The following is a 17095-nucleotide window of genomic DNA, read 5'->3' as shown; positions in this document are numbered from 1 at the left end:
CAAACTTTTTTGATTTTTTTTAAGGACGTTGGGGAATGTCAGTACAACAAGCAATGCCTAGATTTACAGGTTTTATTCGGCGACTGGTCGAAGAAGGGCTTGTGACGGCTGAAAATATGCAGCAAGCCATTGTCGCGGCGAAAAAAGCCGAGACCGATATTGTGCCGTATTTAATTCAGCAGTTGCAGATTTCACCGCTGACCATTGCTGAAAAAATTTCCTATGAATTTGGTGAACCGATTTTTGACTTGGCGGTGTACGATTCGCGTCTGATTGTACGTGAAGGTCTGGATGAAAAACTGTTCACCAAATACCGAATTCTGCCCATTTTCCGACGTCACAATCAGCTTTATATTGCTACCAGTAACCCAACCAATATCGAAGCCATTGATGCGATCCGCTTTAACAGCAAGCTGAATATTGAAGTGGTGATTGTTGAGCATGACAAGCTGGAACGGCTGATTGAACAGAACTTTACCGAAGACAGCACCTTTGACTTTGATGAAGACTTTGATCTAGAAGTTGGCGACAACGCTCCCGAAACACAAGAAGATAACGATGAGCCACAAGGCGATGAAGCCCCAATCGTCAAATATATTAACAAGTTACTGGTCGATGCAATCCGTATGGGCGCCTCGGATTTACACTTCGAGCCTTATGAAAAAAGCTACCGGGTCCGTTACCGGATTGACGGCGTACTGCGCCAGATTGCCAATCCTCCGTTACAGCTGGCCACACGGCTCGCCTCACGTTTAAAAGTTATGTCACAAATGGACATCTCGGAAAAACGTATTCCGCAGGATGGCCGGATCAAGCTCAAGCTGTCAAAAAACAAAGCCATCGACTTCCGTGTCAACTCACTGCCCACCCTGTTCGGGGAAAAAATTGTACTGCGTATTCTCGATCCATCTAGTGCCATGCTGGGGATTGATGCACTCGGTTATGAACCGGAGCAAAAAGAGCTGTTTATGGAGGCGCTGGACAAACCACAAGGCATGTTGCTGATTACCGGTCCGACCGGTTCTGGTAAAACCGTGTCTTTATATACCGGCTTAAATATCCTCAACCGCGAAGACACCAATATTTCTACCGCCGAAGATCCGGTGGAAATTAACCTGGAAGGCATCAATCAGGTCAACGTCAACCCGAAAGTGGGTCTGACCTTTGCCGCAGCACTAAAATCATTCCTGCGCCAGGATCCGGATATTGTCATGGTCGGTGAGATCCGTGATCTGGAAACTGCAGAAATTGCCATTAAAGCCGCACAAACCGGTCACATGGTCATGTCGACGCTGCACACCAACAGTGCACCCGAAACCCTGACCCGTTTACGCAACATGGGCGTCCCCTCATTTAACATCGCCACCTCGGTGAACCTGGTGATTGCCCAGCGTCTGGCACGTCGTCTCTGCCAGAAATGCAAGGCCCCGGTGGAGATTCCACGCCAGAGCCTCTTGGAACTCGGTTTTACCGAAGAAGATTTAAACCAGCCAGAGTTCCAGCTGTATCAGCCGGTTGGCTGCCCGGAATGTCGTGAAGGTTATAAAGGCCGTGTCGGGGTCTATGAAGTAATGAAAGTCACCCCGGAAATCTCACGCATTATTATGGAAGATGGCAATGCCTTGCAGATTGCAGCAGCCTCGGCAAAATCCGGGTTTAACAATTTACGCCGTTCAGGATTAATCAAGGTCATGCAGGGGGTCACTTCTTTACAGGAAGTGAATCGTGTGACCAGCGAATAGATGAAGCATTTAAAATAAGGATAAACACGCATGGCTGTCAAAAAAGCACAGATGATGCCCACCTTTATTTATGAAGGGATTGACCGCAAAGGGGCAAAACTTAAAGGGGAACTGCCAGCACGTAATATGGCGCTGGCCAAGGTCACGTTGCGCAAGCAAGGGATCACCATCAAAACCATCCGCCAGAAGAAGAAAAATATTCTTGAAGGCTTGATGAAGAAAAAAGTCTCGACCCTGGACATCACGATTTTTACCCGCCAGCTGGCGACCATGATGAAAGCCGGTGTACCGCTGGTGCAAAGCTTTGAAATTGTGGCTGAAGGTCTGGAAAACCCGGCCATGCGTGAAGTGGTATTGGGGATTAAAGGCGAAGTCGAAGGGGGCAATACCTTTGCTGGTGCACTGCGTAAATATCCGCAACATTTCGATAATCTGTTTTGCTCGCTGGTTGAATCGGGTGAACAGTCGGGTGCTCTAGAAACTATGCTGGACCGGGTAGCGATCTATAAAGAAAAGAGCGAATTACTCAAACAAAAAATCAAGAAAGCCATGAAATACCCGGCAACGGTGATTGTGGTGGCAGTGATTGTCACCATTATCCTGATGGTCAAAGTGGTACCGGTGTTTGAAGAACTCTTCAGCTCTTTTGGTGCCGACTTACCGGCCTTCACCAAGATGGTGGTGAATATGTCGCAGTGGACCCAGAAATACTGGTTTGTGCTGATTATTGTGGTCGGCTTTGCGATTGCAGCTTTTCTGGAAGCCAAGAAACGCAGCAAGAAATTCCGTGACCTGCTGGACAAAGCCGCCCTGAGAGCACCAATTTTTGGTGATCTGGTGTATAAGGCGATTATCGCGCGTTATAGTCGTACCCTGGCCACCACCTTTGCTGCCGGTGTTCCCTTAATTGATGCACTGGAATCCACTGCCGGCGCCACCAACAACGTGGTTTATGAAGAAGCAGTAATGAAAATCCGTGAAGATGTCGCCACCGGTCAGCAGTTGCAGTTTGCCATGCGGGTCACGGATAAATTCCCATCCATGGCCGTGCAGATGGTTGCGATTGGTGAAGAATCCGGTGCGCTGGATGCGATGCTGGATAAAGTCGCTACTCACTACGAAAACGAAGTCGATAACGCCGTCGATGGCTTAACCTCGATGATGGAACCACTGATTATGGCCGTTCTCGGGATTCTGGTCGGCGGTCTGGTGGTCGCGATGTATCTCCCAATCTTCCAAATGGGCTCTGTGGTTTAATGCAAGAATTCATTCATTATCTGATTCAACACCCAACTGCGCTGTATTTCGTAGTTGGGATTTTTAGTTTATGTATTGGCAGTTTTCTGAATGTGGTGATTTACCGCACGCCAAAAATGATGGAACAGGAATGGCGCAATGACTGTCAAATGCTGCTGCATCCTGAACAGGCCATCATTGATGAAAGCAAAATCAGCCTCAGTCAGCCAGCCTCGACCTGTCCGAAATGCCACAGCCCGATTCGCTGGTATCAGAATATTCCAGTAATCAGCTGGCTGCTTCTACGTGGCAAATGTGGCCAATGCCAAAACCCGATCAGTATTCGTTATCCTTTTATTGAACTGCTGACCGCAGTGTGTGCCTTAACCGTAGCCGCGGTTTTTGGCCCGACCCTGCAAATGCTGTTTGGCCTGGTGTTGACCTATGTGTTAATTGCCCTGACCTTTATTGATTTTGACACCCAGCTGCTGCCTGACCGCTATACCCTCCCCCTGGCTGCACTCGGCTTGGGGGTGAACAGCTATGCCCTGTACACCTCCGCTAGCTCTGCCATTTGGGGATATATCATTGGCTTTTTATGTCTGTGGGTGGTGTATTACCTGTTTAAGCTGTTGACTGGCAAAGAAGGTATGGGCTATGGCGATTTTAAATTGCTGGCCGCCTTAGGTGCCTGGATGGGCCCGCTGATGCTGCCGCTGATTGTGTTGCTATCTTCTCTGGTTGGTGCAATCATTGGCATTATTTTGCTGAAAATCCGCAAAGAGAACCAGCCTTTTGCCTTTGGCCCTTATATTGCCATTGCCGGCTGGATCGCCTTTTTGTGGGGTGATGCAATCATGAAGCTTTATTTAGGTCAATAAGGACAACAGGATGACATTTGTTTTGGGTTTAACTGGCGGCATTGGCAGCGGTAAATCGGCAGCAAGTCACTGGTTTGAAACCCAAGGCATTGTGGTGGTCGATGCAGATGTGGTGGCACGTGAAGTGGTTGAGCCAGGCCAGCCGGCCCTGACCCAGATTCATCAGGCCTTTGGCGACTGGGTCCTGCTCAATGGCGAGCTCAACCGCCGTGCCTTACGCGAGCATATTTTTAAAGAACCGGCAGCACGCAAAACCCTGGAAGCGATTACCCATCCGGCCATTCGCCAGTCGATCATCCAGCAGTTACAGGCAGCCCGCAGTGCCTATGTGGTGCTGGTGTCTCCACTGTTATTTGAAAGCAACCAGCATGAACTGACCCAGCGCAACCTGTTAATTGATGCCTCTGAAGAACTGCAGATTCAACGCGCCTCACAACGCGATGGACAAAGTATCGAACAAATTCGCAAGATTATTCAGGTACAGATGTCACGCGCAGACAAACGCCAGCGGGCAGATGATATTGTGCTGAATGATGGTCATCTGGAGCATCTCTATGCCCAGCTTCAACCCTTACATCAACACTATCTGACTTTGGCGCAACAGCAGCAGTCGGTTTAAGACGGCTTGTTTTGTCGTTCGATTTGCTGGCTTAAGCTGTCTTTCCGGCCCCACCAGCGCCAAGGCTGTAACGCCCCAATGCCCATACCAAGCAGTCCACAGACAATCGCCAGACTCAAAGGCTCATTCAGTAACGGTACCGCCAGAATAGCGGCAATAAACGGTGCCAAGGTCACAATACTGCCAGCCTTAAAAGCACCTAAACGCTTAATCGCTTCGACATAGCTGAGCGTGGCAATAATCACCACAAAAATTCCATGAAACAGGGTCTGGCCGATTAAATGCAGTGGTTCAGGACCACTCAGGTTTTTCGGAAAAAATAGCCAATAAATAGGTACATACACCAAAGCTGACCAGATGGCTACACTGGCCATAGAATGCCAGGCCGACAGCTTCCATTGCCGCAACAGCACCGTAAAGACGCCCCACCACAAGGCACTCAGGAAAAACAGCAGATCGCCAAAACCGAAAGCGACACCGGTTTCCTGATACATCAGCAGACTCATGGCAGCAATCGCCAGCAGCATGATCAATACGCTAATCCAGGTATGCCGGTCAAAGGGCTGTCGAAACAGCAACCAGGCTGCCAGCGCGGTACACAAGGGAATACAGCCATTTAAGAAAATCGCCGCATGCGCCGCTGGCACAAAATGAAATGCACTATAAGCCGTCAGGCAGTAACCGACCCCGCCAATCATCGCCAGGATAAAGGACTGTCTAGTCCATAAAAATGCCGTATCTTTGCGATACAGCAAAACCGGCATCAGCAAGCAAAAGGCCAGCATAAAACGCAAGGCCACCAGATCCCAAGCACTAATGCCCCACAGGGCACTTAAACGGGTACTCAGGGTAAAGCCACCCCAAATACACATGGTGATGGCCAGTAACAGATAGCCTTGCTGGCGTGCGTTGATCATTAAGATGGAAAGAGCGCTTAAGCCGGTTGACGCTGACGGCAGGCTTCATACAGCGCCATGCCGGTGGCCACACTAACATTCAGACTTTGCAGATTGCCCATCATCGGGATATACACGGTTTGATCACACTGCGACTGGGTGATTGGGCGCAAACCGGTATCTTCGGCTCCCATCACCACACACACCGCCGTACCGGTGAAGTCAAACTTCTGGATCGGCAAGGCTTTTTCATCCAGCATGGTGCCGACCACGCGCACATTAAACTGCTCTTTGATTTGCCCCAAAGTACGGGCCAGATTGGTAACCTGAATAAATTTAACTTTCTCGGCGCCACCAGCAGCCACTTTACGCGCCGTTGGGGTCAGGCTGGCTGAACGGTCACGCGGTACAATCACCGCTTCTACACCCATGGCTGCTGCCGTACGGATACAGGCGCCCAGATTATGCGGATCGGTGACCTGATCCAGAGCCAGTAACAGTGGCTGATTGGACTGCTGCAACAGCTGTTCCAAATCTTTTTCATTTAAGGTTGGATGCGGACGCACCGCAGCCACCACGCCCTGATGAAATGGCAAACCGGCCAGTTTTTCCAGGCTGTCACGACTGGCTTTTTGTACGCTAATACCAAACGGCTCTGCCAGTTCCAGAATACGCTGTAAACGCTGGTCATCACGACCTTTGAGGGTAAACAGGGTTAATACACGCTCCGGTTCAAGTTCTAACAATGACTCTACCGAATGAACGCCATAATAATATTCTGGTTTTGCCATGAATGACCTCAACGCTGTGCTGTAAATCCAAAAGAAAAATCCTGCAAAGGAAACTTTACAGGATTTCTGTGTCGGCCTAGTTTAACCGATTTGAGCTAAAAATGCTTAGCCTTCTAAATGACAAACGTAGTCCAGTACATCATCAGTTTCAATCTTAAAACGGCTGTTGCCCGGTACATAAAAAGACTGACCAGCGCGGAAAAGCTCACTTTCTTCACTATCGGCGATTTGCACACGACATTCACCTGAAATAATTTCCATCCGTTCAGGAACATGCGTTTCGAAAGTTAAGGCTTGTTCAGTCGGTAAAATCACACCCAGCGTCTTTTTGGTGCCATCTTCAAATTGCACCGTATGACTAATGCAGAGCCCGCCAAAATAAACATTGGATTTTTTTACCACTGATACATGATCAAACTGAGCTGACATGCGTATTCTCCAGCTAACGCGTTTTTATATTTTATGATTGAGGTAGTGTAATGCTGCCTACTGAACTAATCAATCAATCTTCATCTAAGGTAAATCACTCTATTTCCTGTCGTTTCAGGCAAGTCATTTTGCCTGGCACGCGAATAAATTCACCTCATTTTTGCGAGAGTCTAAATCAACTTTCAGGCAAGTACAAATACCTTTTAATCGCAGATGAACTAAAGTTCAACGCCCCCATTGCACTCTCCGACCATCTGTATTTTCAGCCTGACAAATCCTGCGCCGAACTGGTTCAATTCGGGTTATGCATCTGACTGATTTTCATCTGAATCTCTAAATATAGTGAGCACTTTTCTGCTCGTTTTCAGCTTGTCTGATAATCATAAAAAATTTGATGATTGGCAGATAAAGTTATGCAACATTCTGCCGACGCTGTATTGCAAGCACATGAAACTGGACACAGTTTTCTGTTTCAGATGAAGATAACAGCTGATCTTTCGATTGCAACAGTAGCGACTTGATCTACATGGTGGATATAGAACCTCTGCTCACAGCATGCCGCTGAATATTCTGTACCGAGAAGTTTTATTTTTCTGCAAAAATTAAGCTAGAATGATTGTGTTTTTTCAGTTGCTTAAAATAAAGGGCAATGCTTTGCACTGCCCAACCTGACACTCTTCAACTCAAACTTTTCGCAGCCTGGATGCGTTTATGCTGACACATTTAACCCTGATCAATTTTGCCTTAGCCGACCGTTTAGCCATTGATATTGAATCTGGTTTTAACGTCCTGACCGGGGAAACAGGTGCCGGAAAATCATTATTGCTGGATGCACTTTCGGCCTGTCTAGGCGAACGCACCGACACCAATTATGTTCGTTATGGCGCAGACAAGGCCGATGTCACTGCCACCTTCAGCTATCATGACGGTAGTCCAGAAGCCGAGTGGCTAAAACAGCAGGAACTGGATGATGAATCGGGCGAAATTCATTTACGCCGGGTAATTTTCGCCACCGGACGCAGCAAGGCCTGGATTAACGGCCGTCCGAGCAGTCTGTCTGAGCTCAAAGAAATTGGCCGTTTGCTGGTGCAGCTGTATAGCCAGCACAGCCAGCAGCAGCTGTTAGAACCGCCTTATCCAAAACACTGGCTGGATCGTTATAGCAATTTTTATGCGCCAGCCCAGGCCGTACGCGATGCCTATAGCCAGTGGCAAAAAGATATTCGCCAGCATCAGGCAGCTTTGGATGCCCAGGCGACGCGTAAACAGCGCATCGACACACTGGAACTGCAGCTGGAAGAATTAGAAGAAGTGGTCCAGGTCGATTATGCCGACATCGAACAGGAATTTGATCGCTTAAGCCATCATGAAGCGATTATGCAGGACTGTGCCTATAGCCTGAACGGGCTGGATGAAGCAGAGCCAAACCTGAGCCAGGAACTGTCCTCGATTTTACGCCGTCTGGAAAGCCATGCCGGCCGCAGTGAACAGCTGTCAGAAATTTATACTTCCCTGCTGAATGCGCAAAGTGAAATTGAAGATGCCACTGCCAGTTTGCGTCATTTTATTGACCGGCAGAGTTTCGATCCGGAGCGGATGGAAGAACTGAATTCCAAACTGGAAATTTTCCATCGTCTGGCCCGTAAATATCGCACCCAGCCAGAATTATTGAAAACCGAATATGACAACTGGCAGGCCGAGCTGGAACAACTGCATCAGCTGGAAGATCCGGAAACCCTGGCCGAACAGGTCGAAGTGTCCTATCAGAACTTTTTGGCCAAGGCCGAACATTTAGACCAGATTCGACGTGAAGCTGCCGGACCTTTGGCCAAACAGCTGACCGAACAGGTGAAACAGCTGGCCTTACCAGAAGCACATTTTGAATTTAAATTTGAGCCTTTAGAGCAGCCATCGAGTGAAGGCTTAAGCTTTATCCAGCTGCTGTTTACAGCCAATAAAGGCATTCCAGCACAACCACTAGCGCGTGTCGCTTCGGGCGGTGAACTGTCGCGTATTGCGCTGGTGATGCAGGTCATGAATGCTGAAAAAACCGAAGCAGAAGTGCTGGTGTTTGACGAAATTGATGTCGGGATTAGTGGTGGTACTGCAGAAATTGTGGGGCGTTTACTGGCCGGTCTGGGGCAGCACGTACAAATTCTGTGTATTACCCATCAGGCGCAGGTTGCGGCTCAGTCTGACCAGCACCTGCTGGTGAAGAAACAGCAGACTGATCCGGCCAGTAGTACTATTTTAATGCTGCAAGAAGAAGAGCGGATTCTGGAACTGGCACGGATGACTGGTGGCGTCGAAATTAACGAAACCACCTTGCAGCATGCCAAGCAGTTACGTCAGCTCAAGTTTCAATCTGGCGTATAAAATCACTGAAAAACCACAAAAAATGTTTGGTGAAATAGCAATCCTCTTGTAACGTGATGATTAAGACCTATATCTATATCAGAACATACATTTTAGGAGAAAGGCTTAGGTGACCAAACAATATCTGACACATCGCTGTCTTATTGCGCCACCCGAGATAAATGATGACTTTTTTGCGAATACTGTCATTTATTTGGCGCGTCATGATGAAGACGGGGCGCAAGGCATTATTCTCAATCGTCCGGCAGGGATTCAAATTAAAGAGTTACTGAATGATCTGGATATTGAAGCCGATCATGTCCATCCACATGAAGTATTGCAAGGCGGGCCGCTGCGTCCGGAAGCCGGATTTGTGCTGCATACTGGCCAGCCAACTTGGCATTCATCCATTGCGGTTGGTGAAAATGTCTGTATTACCACTTCCAAAGATATTCTGGATGCTATTGCCCATAACGAAGGCGTAGGCCGTTACCAGATTGCCCTCGGCTATGCCAGCTGGAGTAAAAACCAGCTGGAAGAAGAAATTTCGCGTGGTGACTGGCTGATCTGCGATTCAGATATGGATCTGATTTTTAATCTGCCCTATAGCGACCGTTGGGATGCCGCCTACCGGAAAATCGGAATTGACCGCACCTGGCTTGCATCAGAGATTGGCCATGCCTGAGTCTGCTGTACACCTGATTATGGCCTTCGATTTTGGCACCCAGAAAATGGGCATGGCGGTGGGTCAATCCCTGATTGAAAGCGCCACGCCGCTGGCCCTGTTTCCCATGAAAGATGGTATTCCAAACTGGGACGAACTGCTGAAACTGGTGAAACAGTATCAGCCAAATTTATTTCTGGTTGGCTTGCCACTGAACATGGATGATAGCGAGTCAGAGCTGTCGACCCGGGCGCGCAAGTTTGCCCGACGTTTACGTCATCAGACCAATATCGAAACCCTGATGGTAGATGAACGTTTGACCACGCGTGAAGCCCGTGATGAACTGGATCATTATCAGGCTCAGGGACGCGGTAAAAAAATTGCCGCCGACAGTATTGCGGCCGCCCTGTTCATTGAAAGCTGGTATCGTTATCCGCAAGGCGTCCAGCCTTAAAATCTCGCTGTTGACGTCCAAATCCCCTTTCTCTTGGTTTTCAGCTCAATCCGGTCTGTTATGATAGTCAGTACCGGATTTTTTCATTGATCTTTTTTCACGTTGTAGAGTAATCACTGATGGCAATATCGAGTTTTGGCAAAATTTTGATGGTTCTGAATTTATTTTCAGTGTCACGTCCGGTGATTAATGTCGATATGATCAGTGAAGAACTGGGCCTGTCCAAACCGACCAGCTACCGCTATTTAAAAGAACTGGTTTCGGCCGAATTATTGCAGCGTTTAAGTGGGACTTCGGGCGATTACACCCTCGGCTCGAAAATTGCAGTGCTGGATTATATTTCCCGCACCACCGATCCACTGGTGCAAATCAGCATTCCGTTTATGCAGGATATTGTGCAGCGTACAGAATTTTGCTGCGTACTGACCTATCTGAATCAGGATGCCTGTATCGACCTGCATGATGAAGTATTCCAGCATATGAATCTGCTGTCCTATGGCCGCGGCTGCCCACGTCCGGTGTATATGGGTTCGTCACCGAAAATCATGCTGGCGCATTTACCAAAACAGAAAATGCTGAATTATTATCAGCGTTTTGCCGTGCAGTTCCGTCAGTCCGGTTTTGCCCAGGATGAAGCCGAGTTCATCAGCAAAATGAAAAAGATCAAAAAACAGGGCTATTACTATTCTAGTGGTGAACTGGAACCGCAACTGGCCGGCTTGTCGGTGCCGATCAGACTCTCCAATAAAACAGCACCATTCACCCTGACCTTACTGGCCTCCAAAAACCGCTTTGAATTTGTCAATGTCGAAAAGCTGATTGCCATTTTGCAGGAAAATGCCGCGCTGATTGAACAGAAAGTTGAAAGTCTGAATCCACATACCTAGATTGATCTTTATCAAAATACAGCTGTTAAGATCAGCGTGGTGAGATAAATCTCTGCCCTGCCCGGCCTTTGGATCACAACCAGCATTAGAGTGGATAAAAATAGCGAAAGGTTAAATTGATTCGCGGCGTCACCACACGGCTGGATTTGGGCAGGCTGTGCTTCCAGTAGCGCTGGGTCTGCCCACGCATCACAATTAATTGACCACTCTGTAGCAGCAGCTCGACTTTTGCTGCGCTGTGTTTGTGCTTAAAGCTAAATTTACGGGTTGCACCCAGACTTAAAGAAGCAATCACCGTTTCTGCACCCGGAGATGCGACCAGACTCGGTTCATCATCACTGTGCCAGCCCAGTCCCTGACTGCCATCTGCATATAAATTGGCTAAACAGGAATTAAATGGATGTCCCACGATCTGTTCAATCTGCTGTTTTAACTGCCACAAAGCCGGATGCCAACGCTGTGCCTGCTTCAAACTGCCCGAATAACGATACTGATAATACTCATCACCATACCAGGCAATTTTCCGCGCGGTGACATAATGTTTGCCAAATAAGGTGACTTCATCGGCTTGCCAGGCCAGCTGCTGTAAACATTGCTGCAAGTAAGCGTGACTGTCCTCAGCGGACAGAATCAGCCCATAATCCTGCACGATCCCCTCATAGGGCAACAGATTCTGCCGCGGCTCGGGCGGAAACAGTTCCAGATTCATTGTGGCGTTTTCCTGCGAAGCGGAACTTCAGTTTAAACCCAAAACGGCTTCACAAATCAAAACATTCTCTGTGCTTGTGAGCCACGCCAAATCGACATAGACTGAAAAACAGGTTTTAGAATAAAAAATAATTGCTTATGAACTTATGGCAGCTCTTTCAGAAGCTCAAGCCCTTTGTGCGGCCGTATCGGCTGCTGGTGATTGCCACGCTGATTCTGACTTTAATTGGTTCTCTGACCGCACAGGTCAATGCCCTGACCCTGCAATATGCCGTCGACAGCATTAACCGGCTGGTAGAAGCCGGTCAGGGGCTGGCTGAAGGCTGGCAGATTCTGATAACCATTAGCGCCATTTTACTGGGCAAGGAAATCATTAATGCCTTTGTCCAATTCGGGCAGAAATTTTATGGTGAAAAACTGCGGATTTTTGTGTCGCAGGATTTGGCCCAAGGTATTATTGAAAAGTTCCTGACTTACCGGCTGGCGTTTTTTAATCAGGACAACAATCAGGCCGGCAAGCTGCAAACCCGGATTGACCGCGGCATTGGCTCCCTCACCCGGCTGGTACAAATCTTTTTTATTGATATTTTACCGTTATTTACCAGTGCGATTATTGCCTTAGGGCTGATGTACTGGGCCAATTTCTATGTCGGGCTGGTGGCCTCGGCCATTGTGCCCATTTATTTCTGGCTGACCTATAAACAGGCCCAAAAACTTGGCAGCTGGCGCCGCAATTTGCGTGATGGCCGTGAACGGAAAAGCCAGGGCATCCTGAGTATTATCAACTCGATTACCGTGATCAAATCCTTTAACCGGGAACATATCGAATCGGACAAGCAGCTAAAACTGCAAAAGGAACTGACCGATAACCAGATGCATACCCGGCAGACCAGCTTCCTGTTTGATGGCCTGAAAACCTTTATTGAACAGATCGGGATTGTGCTGATTATTATCCTGACTGCCTATTTTGTGCTGGATGGCCAGATGAGTATCGGTATGATCATGTATCACGTGCTGCTGTTTAATAACGTATCTGCACCAATCCGTTCACTGCACCGGATTTATGATGAAGTGAATGATGCCATGATCTACTCGGAAAGCTTTTTCCAGATTCTGGAGGCCGATGATGAAATTGAAGCCAGCGGTGCACAAAAACCGGTAATTCGCGGGCAATTCAATTTAAGCGGGGTCGAGTTTTATTATCCGAACGGGCATCATGCCTTAAAAAATATTGAGATGTGCATTCAGCCCAACAAGATTACCGCGCTGGTCGGCCTGTCCGGTGCAGGGAAATCGACCCTGATCAGCCTGCTGGATAAATTCTATGAACCGCAGCAGGGCAGCATTCAGTTAGATGGAGTGGATTTAAAAGACATCGACACCCAATACCTGCGTGACCATATCGGGCTGGTGCTGCAAAAAAACCATATTTTCCAGAGCAGTATTTTTGACAATATCCGCTATGGCAAAACCGATGCTTCTCAGGAAGAAGTGATACAGGCGGCCCAGAAAGCCTCGATTCATGAGCAGATTTTGCAGCTCCCGCAAGGCTATGATAGTGATGCCCTGATGCTCTCGGGCGGTCAGCAGCAGCGGATTGCACTGGCGCGGATGTTCCTGAAAAATCCACCGATTATTTTTCTGGATGAACCAACCGCCAGTCTGGATGCCATTGCCACCGAGCAGATCAAGCAGAGTCTGGATGAAATTAAACAGGGCCGTACCGTGGTGATTATCTCACACAGTCTGTCGCAGATTATTGATGCCGATTACACCTATGTCATGAAAGAAGGCGCGATTGCCGAACACGGCGAACATGACACGCTGTACCATCAGGACGGTGTCTATAAAGAAATTTTTGATGCGATGGCCAAAAGCCTGAATATTGAAAAGATTGCCCGAACCTTTGAAGATGACGCAGAAGAAGAAACCCATAGTTAAACCGCAATCCGGTTAAAGATGAAGGAATGATTCTGTATTTTTTAATCCATAAAAAAAGCTCCTGTACAGGAGCTTTTTTGCCTTAAGGCTGTTTTAAATACGGCCAGGCGGCTTTTAAATAAATAAACATCGACCACAAAGTCAGCACCACCGCAGTATAGAGTAAGGCATAACCAAGCAATTCCAGTGGCTCCCAGTTCAGCAAGAACACGGAAATCGCAATCATCTGAAATGCTGTTTTATATTTCCCGACGGTAGAGACCGCCACGCTGGTACGCGCGCCAAGTTCTGCCATCCATTCACGCAAGGCCGACACGGTAATTTCACGTGAAATAATTACAATCGCGGCAAAGGCTATGGAAATGGTCGGCTGCCATTGCACCAAGACAATCAGGGCGGCTGCCACCATCAGTTTATCCGCCACCGGATCCAGGAAACGGCCAAAGGCTGAGGTCTGGTTTAAGGTTCGTGCCAGATAGCCATCAAACCAGTCAGTGACGGCAGCAATCACAAAAATCGCGGTCAGAATCAGATGCCGGGTCATCCCTGCATCATGATCATGGATTCCCATGGCAGGCGGCCAGTAGGCCACCAATAAAAATACGGGAATTAAGGCTATACGCGCTAAAGTTAAAATATTTGGAATGTTCAGGATTCGACCTGTTGTCATAGACACCGCCAATGCTTCCCCGTTATGCACGAGCTAAATGCACATATTTTTTGAGGGTTTATCCATCGTTAATAGGCTTCACTTTATACGAAATGGCAGAAAGTGTCACTAGGCAAAGACCGTTACGGTTTACCGCGAAATGGCAATCAGCCGGTTTTCAGCATCCCAAAGATGCGCCGTTTCAGTAGAATAGCCATCTGCCGCATGCTCGGTAATCACTTTATATTTAAACCAATCATGCACTTGGTGGCGGATCGGATGCACATAAGTGATATGCCAGGTCAGCGAACTGGCCGGTGACAAGGTTTTAAATAAAGGCAGTACACCCGGTGGCCAAATGTCCATCAGTGTGACCAGATCGGCCACAGTAAAGTCGCGGTTGGCATGTTTTTCTGGCGTATAGCGGCACCAGCCGCCAAAATCGGACTGCTGGCTGCCGGTACACGGATAATCGCCTTCGGCCCAGCACACCTCAAACTGCTGATAACATTCCGGCATCAGCTGATGCACCGGTAAATAGTTAAGCTGCGCTGGTGCAGGATAATCCGGCGCCACCGGTTCCTGCTGTACCTGAATAGTGGACTCACGCGCCGCGCCAAAGCTGGCCAGCAAGATGCTTTGTACCGCATCATCCTGCCATAAGCGCACTTCCAGCGTGGTCACCGACTTGCCCTGTCGCAAAATTTCTGCACTGATTCTGGCCCGGTCTTCCCGCACCGGCCCGACAAAGGTCACCGATGCACTGAGCAGACGTTTATCCGGGTCGGCAATCACCGAAAGGGCTTTCTGCATCATCAGTCCGGCCACCAGTCCGCCATAGATGGTTCGGCCCTGTAACCAGCCTGTTGGAATCTGAATCCATTCATCCTGCTCGATTGCGGCAAATACAGAACGCAGCGACATATATTTTCCTTTTTATTGAGTGCGCTTCATCTTGCAGCTTTTCAGTGTGGATGTGAATGATCAATCGTATACTGGCCAGTGACTATTTTTGCCAATAGGTCAAATATGCCGGACTTATTCGTGCAGAATTTTATAGATGGTCCGCGCCATGACCTGCCCCAGTCCCGGTACCAGCATCAGGTCTTTTTCCGAGGCTTTTAGCACGCCCTGAATCCCGCCAAAATGGGTCAGCAAATCACGGCGGCGTTTCGGGCCCAGGCCGGGAATCACTTCCAGCACCGAACTGCCGCGTTTTTTATCACGTTTGGCCCGATGCCGGGTAATGGCAAAACGGTGTGCTTCATCCCGCACCTGCTGAATCAGATGCAGGGCTTTATGGTCTTCCGGCAGCTGGATTTTGCTGCCATCGGTAAAATGCAGGGTTTCCAGTCCGGGTTTACGCCCCTCGCCTTTGGACACGCCGACCATAAAGGCTTCCAGTCCCAGTTCCTGCATCACTTCCATCGCCATATGCAGCTGGCCTTTACCGCCATCAATCAGCAGTAAATCCGGCAGCATGGCTTTTTTATAGCGCCGGGTCAGGGCCTGACGCATTGCGGCATAGTCATCGCCTTCGGTAATGTCATTGATGGAAAACTGGCGATAATCGCGTTTGCGCGCACCACCCGAATCAAACACCACGCAAGACGCCACGGTCGCTTCACCCATGGTGTGGGAAATATCAAAACATTCAATCCGGTCAATAGGACGCCCCACCACCTGCTCCAGCTGATGAAAACGCTCATTCAGCTCGAAGTGATTGGCCAGCTTGCCTTTAATCGCATGTTGCACGTTCATTTGTGCCAGTTCCTGCCATTCGGCCCGGGTTTCACGGACTTTGTGCTTGATCTGAACTTTCTGCTGAAACTGCTGCTGTAGCGCCTGCTCCAGCTCTTTGACATCTGGCAGTTCCACATTCACAATCAGCTCGGCCGGTACTTCATCGGCGACCTGAAAATAGAAATTGGCAATAAAGTCAGACAGCATCTGCCCCTGATCATCTCCGAGCATATCCGGAAAATAGCTTTTCCCGCCCAGCATCTTGCCATTGCGCACATGCATAATCTGCACACAGGTCACCCCGGCCTGATAAGCAATCGCCAGAATATCGGCTTCACCTTTGACCTTATAAATCGCCTGCTGTGCCTGTACATCGCGCAGCAAGGCCATCCGGTCCCGATAAAACACCGCTTTTTCAAACTCCAGTGCTTCCGCCGCGGCTTCCATTTTGGCAATCAGTTCCTGATTCAGTTCACGGGTATCGCCCTGTAAAAAGCGGATCGAGTTCTGCACATCTTCCTGGTAGGCTTCCGGTGAAATCAGCCCGACACAAGGCGCCGAACAGCGTTTGATCTGATATTGCAGGCAGGGACGTTTGCGCTGGGAAAAATAGCTGTTTTCGCACTGGCGCACATTAAATAGCTTTTGCAGCACAATTAAGGTATCACGGGCGTTGTAGGCACTTGGATAAGGCCCGAAAAATTTACCCACCTGATGCTTGCCTTTGCCACGGCCACTGGCAATCCGCGGATAAGGCTTGTCACTGGAGACAAAAATATAGACATAAGATTTGTCATCGCGCAGCATGATGTTATACGGCGGCCGATGCAGCTTGATCAGGTTCTGTTCCAGCAGCAAGGCTTCGGTTTCAGAGCGTACCACCAGCGTTTCAATATCATAAATCCGCGCCACCAGCGCCTGGGTTTTCGGATGTTCGATGGTTTTTACGAAATAGCTGGACACGCGATTTTTAAGATTCTTGGCCTTGCCCACATATAACAGTTCCCCATCTTTACCCAGCATGCGGTAAATACCGGGCAAGGTGGTCATATTGGCCAGAATTTTGACAATATGTTCGCGTGCGTTTTCGTTCACATTCA

16 protein-coding genes are annotated in these 17095 nt (G+C 48.6%); 9 read left to right on the top strand and 7 right to left on the bottom strand.

Annotation, left to right across the window (positions count from 1 at the left end; genetic code table 11):
- Positions 1 to 35: 35 nt before the first annotated feature.
- The 4 genes from pilB to coaE are packed head-to-tail and all read left to right on the top strand — an operon-like array spanning position 36 to position 4478.
- On the top strand, positions 36 to 1742 hold the full coding sequence (pilB, locus tag FTT63_RS04525; protein ID WP_016659655.1) for a type IV-A pilus assembly ATPase PilB: 1707 nt from the start codon (positions 36 to 38) through the stop codon (positions 1740 to 1742).
- Positions 1743 to 1772: 30 nt separating this feature from the next.
- On the top strand, positions 1773 to 2999 hold the full coding sequence (locus FTT63_RS04520) for a type II secretion system F family protein (protein WP_127801106.1): 1227 nt from the start codon (positions 1773 to 1775) through the stop codon (positions 2997 to 2999).
- A complete protein-coding gene (locus FTT63_RS04515; protein WP_127801107.1) occupies positions 2999 to 3859 on the top strand; it encodes an A24 family peptidase in 861 nt (286 codons plus the stop codon). The genes FTT63_RS04520 and FTT63_RS04515 overlap by 1 nt, the downstream gene beginning before the upstream one ends.
- A gap of 10 nt (positions 3860 to 3869) precedes the next feature.
- Positions 3870 to 4478, top strand: coding sequence for a dephospho-CoA kinase (coaE, locus tag FTT63_RS04510; protein ID WP_005181773.1), 609 nt, complete (start codon positions 3870 to 3872; stop codon positions 4476 to 4478).
- On the opposite strand, the gene FTT63_RS04505 is transcribed toward coaE, so the two are convergent.
- The 3 genes from FTT63_RS04505 to FTT63_RS04495 form a co-directional block, all read right to left on the bottom strand.
- The gene (locus FTT63_RS04505) at positions 4475 to 5395 is read right to left on the bottom strand and encodes a DMT family transporter (RefSeq protein WP_016659657.1); all 921 of its coding nucleotides are present in this window, start codon (positions 5393 to 5395) and stop codon (positions 4475 to 4477) included. The genes coaE and FTT63_RS04505 overlap by 4 nt on opposite strands.
- A gap of 17 nt (positions 5396 to 5412) precedes the next feature.
- Positions 5413 to 6165: a 23S rRNA (guanosine(2251)-2'-O)-methyltransferase RlmB gene (gene rlmB, locus FTT63_RS04500; protein ID WP_005181769.1), complete on the bottom strand. Its 753-nt coding sequence runs from the start codon at positions 6163 to 6165 to the stop codon at positions 5413 to 5415.
- Positions 6166 to 6270: 105 nt separating this feature from the next.
- On the bottom strand, positions 6271 to 6594 hold the full coding sequence (locus FTT63_RS04495; protein WP_005181767.1) for a pyrimidine/purine nucleoside phosphorylase: 324 nt from the start codon (positions 6592 to 6594) through the stop codon (positions 6271 to 6273).
- Between the two features lie 711 nt (positions 6595 to 7305).
- Here FTT63_RS04495 and recN point away from each other — a divergent pair.
- The 4 genes from recN to FTT63_RS04475 all read left to right on the top strand — a co-directional run bounded on the left by recN (position 7306) and on the right by FTT63_RS04475 (position 10954).
- Positions 7306 to 8970 carry a DNA repair protein RecN gene (gene recN / locus FTT63_RS04490; protein ID WP_127798521.1) on the top strand — a complete coding sequence of 555 codons (1665 nt, stop codon included), beginning with the start codon at positions 7306 to 7308 and terminating at the stop codon, positions 8968 to 8970.
- A 109-nt stretch (positions 8971 to 9079) separates the two neighbouring features.
- The gene (locus FTT63_RS04485) at positions 9080 to 9634 is read left to right on the top strand and encodes a YqgE/AlgH family protein (RefSeq protein ID WP_005181761.1); all 555 of its coding nucleotides are present in this window, start codon (positions 9080 to 9082) and stop codon (positions 9632 to 9634) included.
- Positions 9627 to 10067, top strand: coding sequence for a Holliday junction resolvase RuvX (ruvX, locus tag FTT63_RS04480; protein ID WP_075167604.1), 441 nt, complete (start codon positions 9627 to 9629; stop codon positions 10065 to 10067). Before FTT63_RS04485 ends, ruvX begins: the two co-directional genes overlap by 8 nt.
- A 119-nt stretch (positions 10068 to 10186) precedes the next feature.
- Positions 10187 to 10954, top strand: a complete 768-nt coding sequence (locus tag FTT63_RS04475) for an IclR family transcriptional regulator (protein ID WP_016659660.1) — start codon at positions 10187 to 10189, stop codon at positions 10952 to 10954.
- Between the two features lie 85 nt (positions 10955 to 11039).
- Here the strand turns inward: FTT63_RS04475 and FTT63_RS04470 are convergent, their stop codons facing one another.
- Positions 11040 to 11663, bottom strand: coding sequence for an alpha-ketoglutarate-dependent dioxygenase AlkB (locus tag FTT63_RS04470; protein WP_016659661.1), 624 nt, complete (start codon positions 11661 to 11663; stop codon positions 11040 to 11042).
- A gap of 137 nt (positions 11664 to 11800) precedes the next feature.
- On the opposite strand from FTT63_RS04470, the gene FTT63_RS04465 reads away from it, so the two are divergent.
- Positions 11801 to 13603: an ABC transporter ATP-binding protein gene (locus FTT63_RS04465; protein ID WP_127801108.1), complete on the top strand. Its 1803-nt coding sequence runs from the start codon at positions 11801 to 11803 to the stop codon at positions 13601 to 13603.
- 82 nt (positions 13604 to 13685) lie between these two features.
- Here FTT63_RS04465 and pgsA read toward each other — a convergent pair whose 3' ends face one another.
- The 3 genes from pgsA to uvrC form a co-directional block, all read right to left on the bottom strand.
- Complete coding sequence (gene pgsA / locus FTT63_RS04460; RefSeq protein WP_127801109.1) at positions 13686 to 14273, bottom strand: CDP-diacylglycerol--glycerol-3-phosphate 3-phosphatidyltransferase; 588 nt, start codon at positions 14271 to 14273, stop codon at positions 13686 to 13688.
- Positions 14274 to 14402: 129 nt separating this feature from the next.
- Positions 14403 to 15176: a thioesterase family protein gene (locus FTT63_RS04455; RefSeq protein ID WP_180192019.1), complete on the bottom strand. Its 774-nt coding sequence runs from the start codon at positions 15174 to 15176 to the stop codon at positions 14403 to 14405.
- Between the two features lie 114 nt (positions 15177 to 15290).
- Entirely contained in the window at positions 15291 to 17090 is a 1800-nt protein-coding gene (uvrC, locus tag FTT63_RS04450; protein ID WP_127798515.1) for an excinuclease ABC subunit UvrC, read from the bottom strand.
- Positions 17091 to 17095: the final 5 nt, after the last annotated feature.

Source organism: Acinetobacter sp. C15 (assembly GCF_013420645.1).
GTDB lineage: Bacteria > Pseudomonadota > Gammaproteobacteria > Pseudomonadales > Moraxellaceae > Acinetobacter > Acinetobacter indicus.
Note: the sequence above shows the minus strand (reverse complement) of the source record. Positions and strands in the feature narration are given on the sequence as shown.

Coding starts and splice junctions, on each gene's coding strand:
- pilB (WP_016659655.1), top strand. CDS start 36: ATGTCAGTACAACAAGCAATGCCTAGATTTACAGGTTTTATTCGGCGA.
- FTT63_RS04505 (WP_016659657.1), bottom strand. CDS start 5,395: ATGATCAACGCACGCCAGCAAGGCTATCTGTTACTGGCCATCACCATG.
- FTT63_RS04455 (WP_180192019.1), bottom strand. CDS start 15,176: ATGTCGCTGCGTTCTGTATTTGCCGCAATCGAGCAGGATGAATGGATT.
- ruvX (WP_075167604.1), top strand. CDS start 9,627: ATGCCTGAGTCTGCTGTACACCTGATTATGGCCTTCGATTTTGGCACC.
- FTT63_RS04470 (WP_016659661.1), bottom strand. CDS start 11,663: ATGAATCTGGAACTGTTTCCGCCCGAGCCGCGGCAGAATCTGTTGCCC.
- recN (WP_127798521.1), top strand. CDS start 7,306: ATGCTGACACATTTAACCCTGATCAATTTTGCCTTAGCCGACCGTTTA.
- FTT63_RS04520 (WP_127801106.1), top strand. CDS start 1,773: ATGGCTGTCAAAAAAGCACAGATGATGCCCACCTTTATTTATGAAGGG.
- FTT63_RS04495 (WP_005181767.1), bottom strand. CDS start 6,594: ATGTCAGCTCAGTTTGATCATGTATCAGTGGTAAAAAAATCCAATGTT.
- FTT63_RS04465 (WP_127801108.1), top strand. CDS start 11,801: ATGAACTTATGGCAGCTCTTTCAGAAGCTCAAGCCCTTTGTGCGGCCG.
- rlmB (WP_005181769.1), bottom strand. CDS start 6,165: ATGGCAAAACCAGAATATTATTATGGCGTTCATTCGGTAGAGTCATTG.
- FTT63_RS04475 (WP_016659660.1), top strand. CDS start 10,187: ATGGCAATATCGAGTTTTGGCAAAATTTTGATGGTTCTGAATTTATTT.
- FTT63_RS04515 (WP_127801107.1), top strand. CDS start 2,999: ATGCAAGAATTCATTCATTATCTGATTCAACACCCAACTGCGCTGTAT.
- pgsA (WP_127801109.1), bottom strand. CDS start 14,273: ATGACAACAGGTCGAATCCTGAACATTCCAAATATTTTAACTTTAGCG.
- coaE (WP_005181773.1), top strand. CDS start 3,870: ATGACATTTGTTTTGGGTTTAACTGGCGGCATTGGCAGCGGTAAATCG.